The 15,666-nt window shown below is 61.3% G+C and carries 18 protein-coding genes; 15 read left to right on the top strand and 3 right to left on the bottom strand.

The annotated features are described in order from the left end of the window. The first annotated feature begins 3 nt into the window (after positions 1-3). The 11 genes from RAM80_RS31860 (at position 4) to RAM80_RS31810 (ending at position 10,343) form a co-directional block, all read left to right on the top strand. Positions 4-1,341, top strand: coding sequence for an amidase family protein (locus RAM80_RS31860; RefSeq protein WP_416427686.1), 1,338 nt, complete (start codon positions 4-6; stop codon positions 1,339-1,341). 77 nt (positions 1,342-1,418) lie between these two features. Then, on the top strand, positions 1,419-2,696 hold the full coding sequence (gene mtr, locus RAM80_RS31855; RefSeq protein ID WP_416427685.1) for a tryptophan permease: 1,278 nt from the start codon (positions 1,419-1,421) through the stop codon (positions 2,694-2,696). A gap of 209 nt (positions 2,697-2,905) precedes the next feature. Beyond that, positions 2,906-3,247 carry an RAQPRD family integrative conjugative element protein gene (locus RAM80_RS31850; protein ID WP_416427684.1) on the top strand — a complete coding sequence of 114 codons (342 nt, stop codon included), beginning with the start codon at positions 2,906-2,908 and terminating at the stop codon, positions 3,245-3,247. Beyond that, on the top strand, positions 3,234-3,473 hold the full coding sequence (locus RAM80_RS31845) for a TIGR03758 family integrating conjugative element protein (protein ID WP_416427683.1): 240 nt from the start codon (positions 3,234-3,236) through the stop codon (positions 3,471-3,473). Before RAM80_RS31850 ends, RAM80_RS31845 begins: the two co-directional genes overlap by 14 nt. An 18-nt stretch (positions 3,474-3,491) precedes the next feature. After that, positions 3,492-3,869: a TIGR03745 family integrating conjugative element membrane protein gene (locus RAM80_RS31840; RefSeq protein WP_416427682.1), complete on the top strand. Its 378-nt coding sequence runs from the start codon at positions 3,492-3,494 to the stop codon at positions 3,867-3,869. A 7-nt stretch (positions 3,870-3,876) separates the two neighbouring features. Further along, on the top strand, positions 3,877-4,278 hold the full coding sequence (locus tag RAM80_RS31835; RefSeq protein WP_416427681.1) for a TIGR03750 family conjugal transfer protein: 402 nt from the start codon (positions 3,877-3,879) through the stop codon (positions 4,276-4,278). Further along, complete coding sequence (locus RAM80_RS31830) at positions 4,275-4,916, top strand: PFL_4703 family integrating conjugative element protein (protein WP_416427680.1); 642 nt, start codon at positions 4,275-4,277, stop codon at positions 4,914-4,916. Before RAM80_RS31835 ends, RAM80_RS31830 begins: the two co-directional genes overlap by 4 nt. Then, positions 4,913-5,728: a TIGR03749 family integrating conjugative element protein gene (locus RAM80_RS31825; RefSeq protein WP_416427679.1), complete on the top strand. Its 816-nt coding sequence runs from the start codon at positions 4,913-4,915 to the stop codon at positions 5,726-5,728. The genes RAM80_RS31830 and RAM80_RS31825 overlap by 4 nt, the downstream gene beginning before the upstream one ends. After that, a complete protein-coding gene (locus RAM80_RS31820; protein WP_416427678.1) occupies positions 5,718-7,226 on the top strand; it encodes a TIGR03752 family integrating conjugative element protein in 1,509 nt (502 codons plus the stop codon). Before RAM80_RS31825 ends, RAM80_RS31820 begins: the two co-directional genes overlap by 11 nt. Beyond that, positions 7,189-7,605 (top strand): TIGR03751 family conjugal transfer lipoprotein, encoded by a 417-nt coding sequence (locus RAM80_RS31815; protein ID WP_416427677.1) that lies wholly within the window; start codon positions 7,189-7,191, stop codon positions 7,603-7,605. Before RAM80_RS31820 ends, RAM80_RS31815 begins: the two co-directional genes overlap by 38 nt. Next, positions 7,605-10,343, top strand: coding sequence for a conjugative transfer ATPase (locus RAM80_RS31810; RefSeq protein ID WP_416427676.1), 2,739 nt, complete (start codon positions 7,605-7,607; stop codon positions 10,341-10,343). The genes RAM80_RS31815 and RAM80_RS31810 overlap by 1 nt, the downstream gene beginning before the upstream one ends. A gap of 24 nt (positions 10,344-10,367) precedes the next feature. Here RAM80_RS31810 and umuC read toward each other — a convergent pair whose 3' ends face one another. After that, entirely contained in the window at positions 10,368-11,648 is a 1,281-nt protein-coding gene (gene umuC / locus RAM80_RS31805; protein ID WP_416427814.1) for a translesion error-prone DNA polymerase V subunit UmuC, read from the bottom strand. Next, positions 11,635-12,069: a LexA family protein gene (locus RAM80_RS31800; protein ID WP_416427675.1), complete on the bottom strand. Its 435-nt coding sequence runs from the start codon at positions 12,067-12,069 to the stop codon at positions 11,635-11,637. The genes umuC and RAM80_RS31800 overlap by 14 nt, the downstream gene beginning before the upstream one ends. A gap of 307 nt (positions 12,070-12,376) precedes the next feature. Here RAM80_RS31800 and RAM80_RS31795 point away from each other — a divergent pair, with 307 nt between their 5' ends. Next, on the top strand, positions 12,377-12,598 hold the full coding sequence (locus tag RAM80_RS31795) for a hypothetical protein (RefSeq protein ID WP_416427674.1): 222 nt from the start codon (positions 12,377-12,379) through the stop codon (positions 12,596-12,598). A 228-nt stretch (positions 12,599-12,826) separates the two neighbouring features. Here the strand turns inward: RAM80_RS31795 and RAM80_RS31790 are convergent, their stop codons facing one another. Continuing rightward, entirely contained in the window at positions 12,827-12,985 is a 159-nt protein-coding gene (locus RAM80_RS31790; protein WP_416427673.1) for a hypothetical protein, read from the bottom strand. Between RAM80_RS31790 and RAM80_RS31785 the strand changes: the two genes are divergently transcribed. Genes RAM80_RS31785 through RAM80_RS31775 form a run of 3 tightly spaced genes read left to right on the top strand, consistent with a single transcriptional unit; the run spans position 12,984 to position 15,663 of the window. Then, positions 12,984-13,982 carry a TIGR03756 family integrating conjugative element protein gene (locus RAM80_RS31785; RefSeq protein ID WP_416427672.1) on the top strand — a complete coding sequence of 333 codons (999 nt, stop codon included), beginning with the start codon at positions 12,984-12,986 and terminating at the stop codon, positions 13,980-13,982. The two genes, RAM80_RS31790 and RAM80_RS31785, sit on opposite strands and share 2 nt — an antisense overlap. Positions 13,983-14,014: 32 nt before the next feature. Further along, positions 14,015-15,361, top strand: coding sequence for an integrating conjugative element protein (locus RAM80_RS31780; protein WP_416427813.1), 1,347 nt, complete (start codon positions 14,015-14,017; stop codon positions 15,359-15,361). Beyond that, on the top strand, positions 15,358-15,663 hold the full coding sequence (locus RAM80_RS31775; RefSeq protein WP_416427670.1) for a hypothetical protein: 306 nt from the start codon (positions 15,358-15,360) through the stop codon (positions 15,661-15,663). The genes RAM80_RS31780 and RAM80_RS31775 overlap by 4 nt, the downstream gene beginning before the upstream one ends. The last annotated feature ends 3 nt before the right edge of the window (positions 15,664-15,666 follow it).

The raw sequence follows: 15,666 nt of genomic DNA, 5'->3' as shown, positions 1-15,666 counted from the left end.
GCCATGACTACCTCACTAAACCTTGAGGCGCCGCCGGCCAGCCTTCGAGATGATCTGTACTGCCTGCCCGAAGCGCTGAGCGCTCTTGGGAACAAACATGCCGAGGAGCGTCAATTAAACAGCTTCATCAGCTACGCCCCCGACGCTTTCACGCCGGCAGTGCAAGAGCACCAGGCCGGGGCTTTGAGGGGGGTTACCGTATCGTTCAAGGACAATATTAATGTCTGTGGCATGGCGACCACTGCCGGGACACCGGGCCTTGCCGATTTTTATCCTGACCGCGATGCCAGTATCGTCCAGCGTTTTCGCCAGCTGGGCGCGCGCATCATTGGCAAGAACAATATGCATGAGTTGTCATTCGGCGTCACATCAGCCAATCACTCTCACGGTTCTGTCGTCAATCCGGCCAACCAAGCCCACAGCGCGGGGGGCAGCAGCGGTGGCTGCGCCGCTGCAGTAGCGGCAGGTCTTGTTCACTGCGCTGTGGGTACCGACACCGGCGGTTCAGTCCGCATTCCTGCCTCGTTCTGTGGCGTGGTGGGGTACCGCCCGACCACCGGGTGCTACCCGGGCGACGGGATTGTTCCCGTCTCCGCAACCAAAGACAGCGCTGGACTGCTGACTCGTACGGTACAAGCATGTGATTTCATTCATCGCAACCTGAAAGGCGTGCCTGAAACCGCGATTGACACCCAGGCAGTCGTGCGTATCGGGGTGCCGGAACACTTTTTGTGGAGCGACCTTGAGGATGAGGTCTACCGTGACTGCAACCGCGCCATAGCGAAACTGGCGAATGGCCCGGTGGAACTGGTTCCCATCAATGATGCACTCCTAGGTGAAATCAACGAGAGCATTCAATTTCCCTTACCCATCTATGAATTCTTTATCGATTTTCCGCGTTTCTTGATGAAGCATGGTGTGGGGAACCGGTTCTTGGGCATTCTGGAAGCAATCCGTGACCCGGACATCAAGCGGCTGCTGGAAACACAGCTTCAATCGCCGGCTATCTCCTACAAGGATTACCTTCAGGCTCTCACCAGCAAGGTAAGTCTGGAGCAGGAGTACTCACGCTTGTTCCTGCATCACAATTTGGACTTGCTGGCCTACCCAACGGTTCGCTGCACGGCGCCGTTGTTGAGCGACTGCGCTAATCCACAACATTTCGAATCCTTTGTGCGCAATACCGACATCGCCAGCAACCTCGCAGCGCCCAGCCTGACGATCCCGGTGGCCGCAGCGGGTTCGCTGCCAGTGGGGCTCTCCTTCGACGCTCTTCCTGGGCAGGACGGATCGCTATTGGCGGCAGCGCTGCACCTCTCAGCGTACCTATCCAACACCTGAGCCGCTTGCTACTCAACACCTCCTGACGCCACGCACCGTGGCGTTTTTAAGATTACCTGACGGATACAGGCCACCCCATGCGTGGAACGCTAAACTCACCTTCCCGTTACTTGATGCTTGCCCGGCAACACAATCGTCGTCCTTCGATCCTGGCGGGCGCCATGGTGATCGGTGGCACAATCGTGGGGGCGGGCATGTTCTCTCTCCCGGTCATGATGTCCGGACTCTGGTTCTACGGTTCAGTGGCCATGCTGGTCCTTACCTGGTTCTGCACTCTGCACTCAGGCCTCATGATCCTGGAGGCCAATCTGAATTACCCGCCAGGCGCGAGCTTTTCAACTATCACCCACGACTTGCTTGGCAGTCACTGGAACAGAATAAACGGGCTGAGCCTCCTTTTCGTTTTGTACACATTGACCTATGCCTACGTATCGGCAAGCGGGGCTGTGGTGCACCAGACAGCCGAGGCAATGGGGATTTCTGTATCTAGTCGCAGTGCCGGAGGGCTGTTCGCAGTGGGCGTGGCAGTTATCGTATGGCTGAGCACCCGGGCGGTAACTCGCATGGCAACGCTGATGTTTGGGGCAAAAATACTGACTTTCTTTCTGACCTTTGGTGGCCTGCTGGGACACGTGCAGTTTGCCACTCTGCTGCCCGCAGCTCATGACGGCACCTCCTACCTGCCCTACCTGCTGATCACCTTGCCGTTTTGCATGACTTCGTTCGGCTTTCACGGCAACGTCCCGAGCTTGATGAAGCATTTCGGCAAAGATCCCCAGCGCATACAACGTTGCCTGATGATCGGCACCCTGGTAGCGCTGGCACTGTACCTGGTGTGGATGTTGTGCAGCATGGGCAACATACCCCGCGAAGCGTTCCGCGATATAGCCAGTCGCGGCGGTAATATTGACGTACTAATCGCCGTCTTGGGCAAAGTGGCCAACACCAACGGCGTTGACCTACTGCTACTGCTATTTTCCAACTTCGCCGTGGTGTGTTCATTTCTAGGAGTAACACTGGGGCTGTTCGACTTTCTGAGCGACGCGTTGGAGCTTGATGATAGTCCCTTGGGACGGTTCAAAGCCGCGTTGGCGACTTTCGCCCCTCCTATAACAGCGGGCATGTGCTGGCCGGGAGGATTCAACCATGCGATCGGTTACGCAGGTCTGGCTGCCACGGTATGGGCGGTCATCACCCCAGCGCTTTTGGCCAGGGCGTCTCGGCTGCGTTTTGGCAACACCTTGTACCGTACGTGGGGCGGCAGTGGAATGATCGTGCTCATTCTGATCTTCGGCGTGTTTACCGCCATTTCCCAAGTGTTGAATCTGATGGACTTATTGCCAGCTTGGCGCTGATCCACAAATGCATCGCCTGACCGCATCACTTCGAGTGAGGTTTAGTGTGTGGGGGGCAGCGCTTCAACTTAGACAATTAGCTACTCTGGGCCACCATCAAGCGCCCCTCCATGGCGAGAAAAAAGCGGTCAGCGTCAGTTCAATATCTATCAAGCTAAAAATTCACAAGTCAGTCACGGTGATGCCAAACCTGCCGTGGACTACTTGTGATGACATTTCTTTCAATGCCGAGACTCTGTCTTTTCGCTGTCCTGCTCCCGCTTCCCGCCTTGGCCCAAGAGGGGATACAGGCACACCACCTGGCGTTGATCGTCAAGCAGCTAGACGCCATCGCAGAACTATCTGACCGATCAAAGCTTACTGCGTCTGCCGCTGGTGAATCACGCTATCGCTTCGACTACGGGCAACTCGCCCAAGACCTTCAGCTAATACGCCAGGGTGTTAACGACTACCTGACGCCCTCACGCGCACAACCCAACGAACTCACCCAGTTATCTGGTTCTTACCGCGCCAACGAGCCAGCGGCGGGCACAAGCCATGAGCATGACTGACACCCAGATCAACGCATTCACTGCGGCTGCCGGCTTTGCGCCGCAACTGAGTTCTGTGCTCTGGCGTTCGACAGTCTTAGTGCTGGCATTGCTGTGGTGCGCCTGGGCTCTGTGGACAGGTTACCGCGGGTGGGCGGCCGGTAACCTCCGCTTCGGTGCCCTCGGCGGGAGCACGGCCCGTCTCGCGCTTGCCCTGATCGTGCTGATGTTTTTCATGCTGTCCTGATCACAGGAGACCCTAGCCATGCCCCTTCGCCTATTTCGTCCCGTCCGCTTCATCCACCTACGCCAGCGCCTGCAGCAAGGCTTTGTGGGTAGCCTGCTGATTTGGATGTCGAGCGTGGCCCTTGCTGACCTTCCTACCATGGAAGCGCCCTCCCGTGGCGAAGGCACCGGCCTGATCGAGACCATCAAAAATTACGCCTACGACGGTGGCATCCTGCTCGGCCTGCTGATCGCCCTCCTCGCCTTTCTCGGTGTGGCTTGGCACTCACTGACGGTCTACGCCGACGTACAGAACCAGCGCAAAACCTGGAAGGATCTGGGCGCGGTCGTCGGTGTCGGTGCGCTGTTGGTGGTGGTGATCATCTGGTTCCTGACCAAAGCCGCCGCCATCCTGTGAGGTCCCCATGTCCGATTCCATCGCGACCCTGCCCGACGGCACCCTGACCTTCCTGCCCGAACGGCTCAATCGTGACCCTGCCGTGCTGCGTGGCCTGACCAACGATGAGATGTGGATGGCCCTTGCCATCGGTGCCAGCGTTGGCCTCATTGTTGGTGCGCCCCTAGCGCTGGCCAGCGCCTCCATAGCCATGCTGCCCACCTGCATGATCGCTAGCATGGCTTTGGTACTGTTTGCCGGCGGCAAGCTGCTGCGCCGCGCCAAACGCGCCCGGCCCGAGACCTGGTTGTACCGCAGGTTGCAATGGGATCTAGCCCTGCACTGGGGCGTTGGCGCCCAGAGTCTGATCCTGCAGTCAGGCCCCTGGACCGTCAGGCGCACCCGTCGTCATCGGGAGGGCAACCCATGAGCCGCTTCCGCAACAAGGTCGATGCGCAGCAGGCGCATATTTTCAGCCTGCGCCTGGCAGTAGGAGCGTTGGCTCTACTAAGTGCCGGGCTCTGGTATGGCTGGCAGACCGCCCCCAGCCAGCTGACCATCCATGTACCGCCGGATCTGCGCTCGGGTAGCACCCGCAAATGGTGGGATGTGCCGCCGGAAAACATCTATTCCTTCGCCCTGTACATCTTCGGCCAGCTCAATCGCTGGCCTACTGATGGCGAGGCCGATTACCCCCGGGCGATCTATGCCCTTCAGCCGTACCTCACGCCGGCCTGCAAGACCTTCCTCGACGGTGACTTCGAGTACCGCAAGGTCGCCGGGGAGCTTCGCGGGCGAGTCCGGGGCGTGTATGAGGTGCTCGGCCGCGGGTACAGCGATGACCCCGGCCTGCGGGTGAAGCAACTGGATACGCGCAGCTGGCTGGTCCAGCTCGATCTCAACGCCGACGAATACTATGCCGCCGAACCGGTCAAGCGCGTCGTTGTACGGTACCCGCTGCGCGTGGTGCGCTTCGATGTCGACCCCGAACACAACAAGTGGGGTCTGGCCTTGGACTGCTACGAAGGCACGCCGCAAAAATTGTCTTTACCGGGAGGTGCGTCATGAACAAGCGCTTGCTGATTCTGGCCCTCGCAGGGACAAGCGTCTGGTGCGCGAGCACGGAAGCTTTAGAGATCAAGCATTGGGATCGCCTGCCATTGGCCGTGCCACTGGTGGTTGGCCAGGAACGCATCCTGATGCTCGACGAGGACGTTCGTGTAGGCGTGCCCAATTCAATCGGCGCAAAGCTGCGCGTGCAATCGGTGGGCAGCACCGTGTATTTGCTGGCGTCCGACGCGATTCCGCCGACACGTCTGCAACTGCAGTCAGTGAAATCCGGCGACATGGTGCTGATCGACATTGAAGCGTTGGCCGGCACTGCCGCGCTGGAACCGATCAAGATTGTTGCGGACGCCAAGGCACCTGAAGCGGAGGGCGCCGCAGAAGCTACGCCGGCGGTACCGGCTACGCCGATTCCGGTGGTGCTCACTCGTTATGCCGCGCAAAACCTCTATGCGCCGTTGCGTACCGTGGCGCCGCTGCCAGGTGTCCACCGCGTACCGGTTGGTGGGTCCCTTGACCTCAGCCCCCTGCTACCCACCGAGCACATCACCGCCAAAGCCCTTGCCGCCTGGCGGCTCGGCGACTACTGGGTCACCGCAGTAAAGCTGGTCAACCAGGGGCCAGGCGAGGTTCTGCTCGACCCGCGCCATCTGCAGGCGACCCTGTTCGCGGCGACGTTCCAGCACAACTCGCTGGGGCGCTCCGGAACGCCTGAAGACACCACGGTGGCCTATCTGGTCACGCGGGGTGGAGGCCTGAAGCAGGCACTACAGCTGCCCCCGCCGAAGCCGGAGGGTACCGACCATGAAAGCTAACGTGCTGCTGAAGTGGCTGGTGCCCGGGTTGCTGGTCGCCGTCGTGCTGATCATTTTCAGGTCCTGGATTGCACCGCAGGGTGAAAAGCACCCTCAACCTCAGGACAACGCCACCCTCACTGCCGAGCAGGCCAAGTCTCTGGGCATTGCCGGCGATACCCCGCGCGACACCGTGGCCACCCTGGTCGGCCAGGTCAAAGCCATGCGCAGCGACATGCTGACGCTGAAGAAAAGCAATGAATCGCTGCAGACCGAGAACAATCGGCTGCGTACGCGCGAGGGCAGCATCGACAGCCGCATCCAGAGCACCCTGGGTAGCGTCACCCAGCAGGTGACCGAACAGCGCCAGCAAGCCAATGATGCTCGGCAAAAAGCCGAACAACAGCACCGGGAAACCCAAGGGCTGCTGTCGAAGCTCAAGGACCAGATTGCCGGGATGTCAGGACCAAAGTCCGACTTACCCGTGGGTTTCGGCCTGGAGCCCGGTGATGAGCAGGCCATCAAGGGCGTGCAGCCAACTGCGGATGTGCTGCAATGGATTGAGCCAGCGTCCTCACGCACGGCGAACGCCAGCTCCCCGAAAGCTGACAGCCCGTTGTCCAAGCTGTCCTCGAAGTTCAATGGCCTGGAGGGGCAGCAGGACAACGCCATCGACCGTGGCCAGAAACAGCTGCGTGCCGCGGCCAAGGGCGAGCGCGATCTCCCGTCTCAGCACGATCGCAACGATGGTGCCAAGCCCGTTTACACCATCCCGGAGAACGCCACATTGATGGGATCCGTGGCCATGACCGCGCTGATCGGCCGAGTCCCCGTGGATGGCACGGTCAACGACCCCTACCCCTTCAAGGTCCTGGTCGGAGCGGATAACCTCACGGCCAACGGCATTGACCTGCCCGAGGTGGTGGGTGCGGTCATGAGCGGTACCGCCTCCGGCGACTGGACACTTTCCTGCGTGCGGGGCCAGGTCGAGTCGATCACCTTCGTCTTCGCCGACGGCACCGTGCGCACCGTGCCGCAACCACAGGCCGTGGTCAGCCGCAACAGTGCCACCAGCCAGTCCTCGAACACCGAGAAGATCCGCGGCGGCCTGGGCTACATTTCCGACCCCTACGGCATTCCCTGCATTTCCGGCGAGCGCCGCTCCAACGCCCAGCAATACCTGGGCAGCCAGAGCCTGATCACCGCCGCAGGCGCCGGCTTCGCGGCAGCCTTGGGCAGCGAGCAGAACAGCGCCTCCTTTATCAGTTCAAGCAGCAGCTCCCTGGGCGTCAGCCAGAGTAGCGGCAACAGCGCGCTGAACGCAGTCATTAGTGGTGGCATCGGTGATATCCGTGACTGGATTAACAAGCTGTACGGCGAGGCCTTCGCCGCCATCTACGTACCGCCCTCCGCCAAGGTCGCGCTGCACCTGGACCACGAGATCACCATCGACTACGAGCCCAAAGGCCGGAGAGTCCATCATGAAAACTCATCCGTTTCGACGCTGGACCTGGATTAGCCTGCTCTGCCTGGCGCTGCTCGGATGCAGCACCGACAAAGACAAGCTGCTGCCCCATGGCGACCAGACGATGCTCGACATCTGGAACGGAGCCGGCTCTGTGGGCACCCAAGCACAACTGCAGGAGGCCCGCAGCGAATTGCGCCGGCCGGTCCTCGAACCCGGGCGGCTGATCAGTGACCAGGCCTCCTACACACGCACCGCGGCCAACGAGATCCGCGCGCAGTTTCCGCGTCTGCCCAACCCTGATCTGGTGATGTATGTCTACCCGCATCTGAGTGGCACCCAGCAGGCGCCCGTCCCGGGCTATGCGACCGTGTTTCCGCTGTACGAGAAGGTCCAGTACGCGCTGCCGGGCGAACGCCTGGATGATCTCTGATGACCGAAGAGCGCGATCAGGGGCAACGACGCTGGAAACCATGGCGCGCCGCCCAGCGCCGACGTGTAACGCAGGCCGATGAAGCCGCGCACTACGCGCACAACCCCAGCTTCACTGACCACCTGCCCTGGGTGGAGTACCTAGAGGCCGAGCGCTGCTTCCTGCTCGATGATAATCGCTCGGTCGGTGCGGCGTTCGAGTTGCAGCCGATCGGCACCGAAGGCCGCGAGCCCGAGTGGCTGCTGGCCGCCCGTGACGCACTGGAGGATGCCCTGCAGGACAGCTTCGATGAGCTCGACCAGGCGCCGTGGGTGGTGCAGTTCTACTGCCAGGACGACAGTGACTTCTCACCTTACCTGGAGCGCCTGGAACGTTATATCGCTCCTCGCGCCCAGGGCACGCCATTCACCGAGGCGTTTCTTGGCTTGATGCGCCGGCATCTGGGCGCCGTCGCCAAGCCTGGAGGCCTGTTTGATGACCACGTGGTGTCGCACTTGCCGTGGCGCGGTAGCAATCGACGGATTCGTCTGGTGATCTATCGTTGGCTGGATACCCCACCCGACAGCCAGGAACAGCCGCCCACCCAACTGCTGGCCAGGGCCTGCGACCGCATCACTGCATCCCTGCAAGCTTGCGGCGTCAGCCCTCGGCGGTTGAACGGACGCGACTTCTACGCTTGGCTTCTGCCCTGGTTCAATCCTGCCCCGGCCCTGATCGACGATTCACCCGCCGATTTCCACCGGCGTGTGCCCTATCCCGAAGACGGGGAAACAGACTCTCTGCAACTGCCGTTCGACCACGATTTTGCCGAGCGCCTGTTCTACCAGGAACCGCGCTCTGACGTTGAGCAGGGGCTGTGGTACTTCGACCAGCAACCCCACCGGGTGATGGTGGTCGACAAGCTGCGCAAGCCACCCCACATCGGCCAACTCACCGGAGAGACGCGCAAGGGCGAGGCGCTCAATGCGCTGTTCGACCAGATGCCGGAAGCGACGGTCATGAGCCTGACGCTGGTGGTGACGCCACAGGACGTACTGGAGGAACAACTGAACCGGCTCGCCCGCAAGGCCATTGGCGAAAACCTGGCCTCGACCCAGACCCGCCAGGATGTCGAAGAAGCCCGTTCGCTGATCGGCCGCCAGCACAAGCTGTACCGAGGCACCTTGGCGTTCTACTTGTCCGGCAAGGACGAGCAAGAGCTGCGCCAGCGCTCCATCCAGGCCGCCAACGTCCTGCTCGGTGCCGGCCTGCAGCCGGTGCGCGACGGCGATGAAGTCGCTGCCTGCAACAGCTACCTGCGCTGGCTGCCAATGGTGTACAGCGCCAACCGCGACAAACGAAACTGGTACACACGGCTGCTGTTCGTGCAGCACGTCGCCAACCTCTTGCCACTGTGGGGGCGCAGCGTCGGTACCGGCAATCCAGGCATCACGTTCTTCAACCGCGGCGGTGCTCCCCTGTACTTCGACCCGCTGTCGCGGTTCGATCGGTCCATGAACGGCCATCTGTTGTTGTTTGGGCCCACTGGCGCGGGTAAGTCGGCCACCCTGGTCTCGATCCTCATGCAGGTGATGGCCGTCTACCGGCCCCGCCTGTTCATCGTCGAGGCCGGCAACTCGTTTGGCCTGCAAGGTGACTATTTCGCTACCTTGGGGCTATCGGTCAACAAGGTCAAACTCAAGCCGGGCAGCGGGTTGAGCCTGGCACCCTTCGCCGACGCCCGGCGGCTGGTTGAGCGCCCCGACCAAGTCGCCAGCCTGGCCACCGACGATCTTGACGACGGCCACGCGGACAACGACGAACAACGCGACGTCCTGGGTGAATTGGAGATCACCGCGCGCCTGATGATCACCGGTGGCGAAGCCAAGGAGGAAGCGCGCCTGACCCGCGCGGACCGCAGCTTGATCCGAGAATGCATCCTCGATGCCGCCAAAGCCTGCGCGAACGCCCGGCAGCAGGTCATGACCCATGACGTGCGGGATGCGTTGCTACGGGTGGCCTGCGATGCCCATCTGCCCGACAAGCGCCGCGAACGCGCCCAGGAGATGGCCGAGTCCATCGATCTGTTCTGCCAAGGCTTCGAGGGCACGCTGTTTGACCGGGCCGGCACGCCTTGGCCCGAGAGTGACGTCACCATCGTCGATCTTGCGACCTATGCCCGCGAGGGCTACGAGGCGCAGATGTCGATCAGCTACATCAGCCTGATGAACACCGTGAACAACCTGGCCGAACGCGATCAATACCTGGGCCGGCCCTTGATCATGGTGACGGACGAGGGCCACATCATCACCAGGAACCCTTTGTTGGCGCCGTTCGTGGTCAAGGGCACGAAGATGTGGCGCAAGCTGGGGGCGTGGTTCTGGCTGGCCACGCAGAACCTGGCCGACTTCCCCAGCGCCGCGCAGACCATGCTCAACATGATCGAATGGTGGATCTGCCTGAACATGCCGCCGGCGGAAATCGAGGAGATCGCCCGCTTCAAGAAGCTGACGCCAGCACAGAAGGCGTTGCTGCTATCGGCGAGCAAGGCATCGGGCAAGTACACCGAGGGCGTGGTATTGGCCAAGAATATGGAGACACTGTTCCGCGCCGTGCCGCCAAGCCTCTACCTAGCCTTGGCCATGACCGAGCCCGAGGAAAAAGCCGAGCGCTGGCGACTGATGGAAGAACAGCAAATGTCCGAGTTGGAGGCCGCACTGCAAGTGGCCGCCGAGATCGACCGCCGGCGCGGCTTCTAATGCACCGGCTTCGGGTCTGCCTTGCTACCTGGAACTCACCGTCCATAACTGGTCCAGCCGGGTAGTGAAGCTCTGACTCATCATCTCCCGGCGCATCCCCCAATCAGGATTGGTCGGCACGCTGGCCAGCCGCATGGTGCCCCGCCCCCATCGACCGTTGATGGCATCCATCAGCCCCATGACCTTCTCGGTGGCCGCCGGCTGCGAAATCGAGAACAGGTCCTCGGTGTATTCGCCTTTCTGGCAGAGGCTCAGCAAGAGAACCTCGGCCTTGCTGTACTTGAAACCAGTTCGGTAGATACGGTCCACCGCCTCCACGGCAAGCTTGGTCATCAGCCGGGTATCGTCCGTGGGATAGGGCAATTCGACGACGACCCCATTAGCGTACTTGGCCTCATCGGGGTTGAAGAACCCGGTACGAATGCTCACCCGGACCTTCTTGCAAAGCGACTGCTGCGCCCGCAACTTTTCTGTGGCGCGCGCCATGTAGGTCGCTACTGCCTCCTTGATGGGCACCACATCCGTCAGGCGTTTGCCAAACATCCGGCTGCAACAGATCTCTCGCTTGGGCGGATCCGGCTCGTCCAGCTCAAGGCAGGGTGTGCCGGCCAACTCGCGCGCGGTCTTCTCGATTACCACACTGAAGCGCTTACGCAGCATCCAGGGATCTGCCTTGGAAAGCTCCCAGGCGCTCTTGATACCCATGCCCTCCAGGTGTGTCGTCATCCTCCGGCCGACGCCCCAGACATCCGACGCCGGGCATTTCTTCAGCACCCAGTCGCGTTTTACCTGATCGCGCAGATCCACCACTCCACCGCTTTGTGCCTGCCACTTTTTCGCCGCGTGATTGGCCAGTTTGCTCAAGGTCTTGGTGCCGGCGATCCCCACGCCGACGGGTATGCCGGTGCTCCGGTAAACCTGTGCGCGAATCTGACGGCCAAGCTGCTCCAGATCACCGGGTACACCGGACAAATCAGCGAACGCTTCATCGATGCTGTAAATCTCGACCTGCGGCACCAGCGATTCAATGACCGTCATGACCCGCTCGCTCATGTCGCCGTACAGCGCGTAGTTCGAGGAGAAGGCGACTATGCCGTGCTGCTTGAGCTTTTGCTTGATCTGGAAGTACGGCTCGCCCATTTTCACGAACGGCTTGGCGTCGGCGCTACGGGCGATGACGCAGCCATCGTTGTTGCTGAGCACCACGATGGGCGTGCTTCGCAGGTCAGGTCTAAATACGCGCTCACAGCTTGCATAAAAGCTGTTGCAGTCGATGAGGGCGAAGACAGGATCAGGCTTTGGGATCATGGGCGCGCACGCTGAAGGTCACGACGCCCCAGACAACCAGCTCATCGCCCTCGAGGATGTAGCGCGGTGGGTAGCCGGCATTTTCGGACATCAGGATGATGCTGCCTCCCCGCTTGCACAGGCGTTTGCACACCGGTTCGCAATTCACTGCGGCAATCACAATATGGCCGTGCTCGGCAGTGATCGAGCGATCGACCACGACCAGATCGCCGTCGAAGATCCCAGCCCCCTCCATGCTGCTGCCCGAGATCCGCACCAGGTAGATATGCGGCGCGCGGATCTCCAGCAACTCATCCAGCGAGATGTGCTTCTCGATATGATCGGCGGCGGGTGAAGGAAAGCCGGCAGGGACTTTGAACGAATACAACGGAAGCGTGGCCCCGCCCTCACCCAGCGGTCCCAGGAATGTGATGCTCATAACGAGCCCCTTGCGAAAACTGTATATACATACAGTAAACGTAAATTCGTTCTCCAGGTCAATCTTGGCGGCGAGGTATTTCGACAGGTGGGGTCGCTCGCGCTGGTCGGCGACTGGAATGAAGTGCCGCGCGTCACTCTAGCCGGGCGTAGCCTGATATCGATTAGCCCAACGTCCAGGGTAAGGCGAGAAAGCAACGGCCACCGTATGTAGGTCACTGAAAATCGCCTTACACGCCGCCCCTGATCGTAAAAACACCTCCGCGGATGCCGCTGCTAACCTCAGAATTAACCAGGAGGAAACGTCGATGACAGCTATTCAAATGTTGCAGAAATTGATGGTGGCGCAAGTACAGGCCCACCACGCCCTAGGCGCGGCGGTGGAGGAACTGGCGTTGTGGGCTGAAAACAGCGGAGGCATTGAGGCTGCGGTTAATGTGCGGAGCGCCCTAAACGGCCTGGACGAGTCATCGGCTCTGATTGGGGCCTGCCTGGAAACGCTTGGCAAAGAAGCTATCAATCAGCCCTGAAAATCGAGCGTTTCCGCGTGCACTCCCGTCACCCATACACCGGCCGCGTGGTTGTAGCAACCTGCGGCCTTCGTGGCGGAGCCCACAATGTGCGTTGAGCAAAACGACTGCGCCCAAACGGCCAGCTAAGCAGCGGCGCCTGCCAAAACTCGCCCTGCTGCTTCCCACCAACCTCGCTCACAGGTCGCTATTAATGACGAGGAGTACACTTGTACTCTTTCATGATTTTCAGCAGCTCTTCGACTCGCCCACCACCACTGCCTGCAGCCAACCCGCAAATACGATCACCCGCACCTCAATTTGCAAGGCGCTTACGGCGTTGCAATCCACGATGCTGAAGGTCGGCGCAATGGATGCAAAACGGTTGAGCTGCTGAGCGCTTTTCATGAACCTAAGTATCTTCAAATGCATCCCCAGGCCTTCAAGGCCGATAGCCTTCAGCCAGCGACTCGGTTGCAGACTACGTCGGCAGCTAATTGCCCTCGCCTCCATCATCGTTTCCACACCGTGCTACGCGTTGACGACGCCGGCCATCGTTGCCTCGATCAACTCACTGCAGTGCCTGGAGTACCGGGTCGTCGGGATCTGCTACTGGTTGTTGTGCACCCCCTTCGGCTGCACGGTCCGTACCTCACCCAAAGTCCGCCACTTCATTCCCGAACTGGTGGTATCGAGCTACGCCAACACCGGAGCCAACTCTTGGCTGGAAATGTCGCCCCTGTCGATGCCTGTTCCCAGTTCGGAGGGAGGGGGTAACCTCATTACCCCCTCCCCGCGACGCGACAACCTACCTCGCTTCAAGAATGTCGACGCCATCGGCCATCCCGGCGGGCTGGCACTGACGGCCTTGGCCCAGCGCTTTGGCTACAGTTGCCCGACCGGCGCAATCCCGCTCACCCCCTATTTCCTCAGCACCCTTGACCCACTCGGCTGGCGCCACGGCATTCCAGAATCGGCCTACCCCCAGGCGCTGGTGCCCGGCGTTCGCGAAATCGGCAGCCAAACGGTCGGCGAGATGTGGGGCAACGTCTATCCCCGCCAAGGCTTCCTGGTCCAGCCAGATGACTTCAAAGCCGCCGCCGTCATGGCCCAACGCGCCAGCGACTTCATCACCCGTGTGGGCCAACCTCACGTCTATCTGCCACTTCAGCCCACACCCTATGACGGCTACTGGCCGCCGTTGCCGGTGATGGAAAACGACATCAGCAACCATCGATGGCAGCTGCTTTACCCACAACTGCAGACCACATGTGCGGTGTTTCCAAGCCCAGCGATTCAAAGCGACGACGGTGCCTATGCCTGGTCGCTATGGAGGCCCTACCGCTGTTGCCAGCGCATGGGCCAGACCTTCCTGTTCAGCATCGACTTCGACGGAGGCCACTGATGAGTGCACGCAAATGGCACTACCCAATCGCCATGCTGCTCGGCCTGATGGGTGCGCTGGCGTGCGCTTCCAGCGCTGCGGCGGATAGTGACTACCACCTTGGGGATCAAGGGCAGGTACTGGATGACCGGGTGATGTACACCATCGGTGGTGGCTCGGCCGCAGGAGCCCCCTCCTCCTTGTACCGCCCCAGTGGCCTGGGCGTGGGGCTGTCATGGCGCGCCAACATGATGTGCGGAAACATGAACCTCGCCAACACGCTGCAGAACCAGTTGAACGGCGCCACCCAGGGCTTCCAGCAGATCATGGGCAACGTCATCCAGAATGCCACGCAGGCGGTGATGTCCCTGCCGGCGATGATCATCCAGCGTGCCAACCCCGGCCTCTACGAATTGCTCAGCAACGGAGTGCTGCAGGGGCGGCTCGATTTCGACCGCTCCAAGCTCACCTGCCAGGCCATGGCCGCCAAGATGGCCGACAAGGTCGATCAAGCCGGCTGGGGCGACATGGCGAAGAACCAGGAGATGCAGGCCAACCTTGAGCAGTCCGGCGGCGACGCGGTAACCGCGGTGAAAAACACCGAGACCAACAACGGCAACAACGGCGTCAGCTGGGTCGGGGGGCAGAAAGCCGGTGGACGAGCCCAAGCGCCCATCCGGGTGACCGCCGACGTCGTCAAGGCGGGCTACAACCTGCTGCACAACCGCTCGCTGGACGACAGTTCCACTATGGGCGCTACCTGCCAGAACGGCGCTATTTGCCAAGCCTGGTCCAGCCCGGGTGAAGCCTCCGACTGGGCGACCCGGGTGCTGGGCGAGACCGAGGTGGAGACCTGTGACGACTGTGAGAGCCTGCGGGCGACGGCAGGTACCGGTCTTTCGCCTCTGATCCAGGAAGCCTACACCGAGCAGTTGACCGGCCTGCAGCGGCTGGTAGCGGGCACAGATCAACCCACGCCCGAGAATCTGAGCAAGGTATCCAGCCCGCTGCTACCGGTGTCGCGCGGCGTGATCGAAGGCTTGCGCGATGACCCCGACCAGGACTTGCTCGCCCGGCGTCTGGCCAGCGAAACCGCGCTGTCGAGCGTCATCTACAAGGCCATGTTGCTGCAGCGCACCCTACTGGCAGGCAGTCATGAGCCCAACGTGGCATCGGCGCAGCCCGCAACCAACGCGCTGAACAACAACGTCGAAACCCTGGACCGCGAAATTCGCCTGCTGCAGACCGAACTGCAGGTGCGGCAGTCCCTGGCCACCAATACCGCCAGCCTGGTGCTGGACCGCCACGCCGGCGGTGCAGACGCCTCGCGCATCATCGATCAGCGCGACCCGGAACCTGGCAGGCTCCAGCGCGCCGATCAAGGCAGGAACACGCCATGACGATGGCCACCCTCAAAGCAGGTCTGATAGGCGTGCTGCTCGGTAGTGGCGCATGCGTGGCCCTGCTGTCGATCTCCTGGTTGGCCGTTCACTCCCTGAACGTGTGGCCTGAATGGCCAACGATCCCGCGCGCCCTAAGCGGCTACCTCGAGTGTTGGCGCGGCCTGCTCTACAGCCTGATCAGCGCCGGATGGTGGCGTGCATTCCGGGCTCAGCGCTCTATGGAAGGCCGGCGCCGACTGAAGTGCCTGGCGCTGATCGGCTTCAGTGCCATTGCGTTGGCTGAACTGACACGCCTGTGAGGT

The sequence above is a fragment of the Pseudomonas sp. App30 genome (genome assembly GCF_047947025.1).
In the GTDB taxonomy this organism is placed as follows: Bacteria; Pseudomonadota; Gammaproteobacteria; order Pseudomonadales; family Pseudomonadaceae; genus Aquipseudomonas.
The sequence above is the reverse complement of the archived record's forward strand: the minus strand, read 5'-3'. Positions and strand labels throughout refer to the sequence as shown.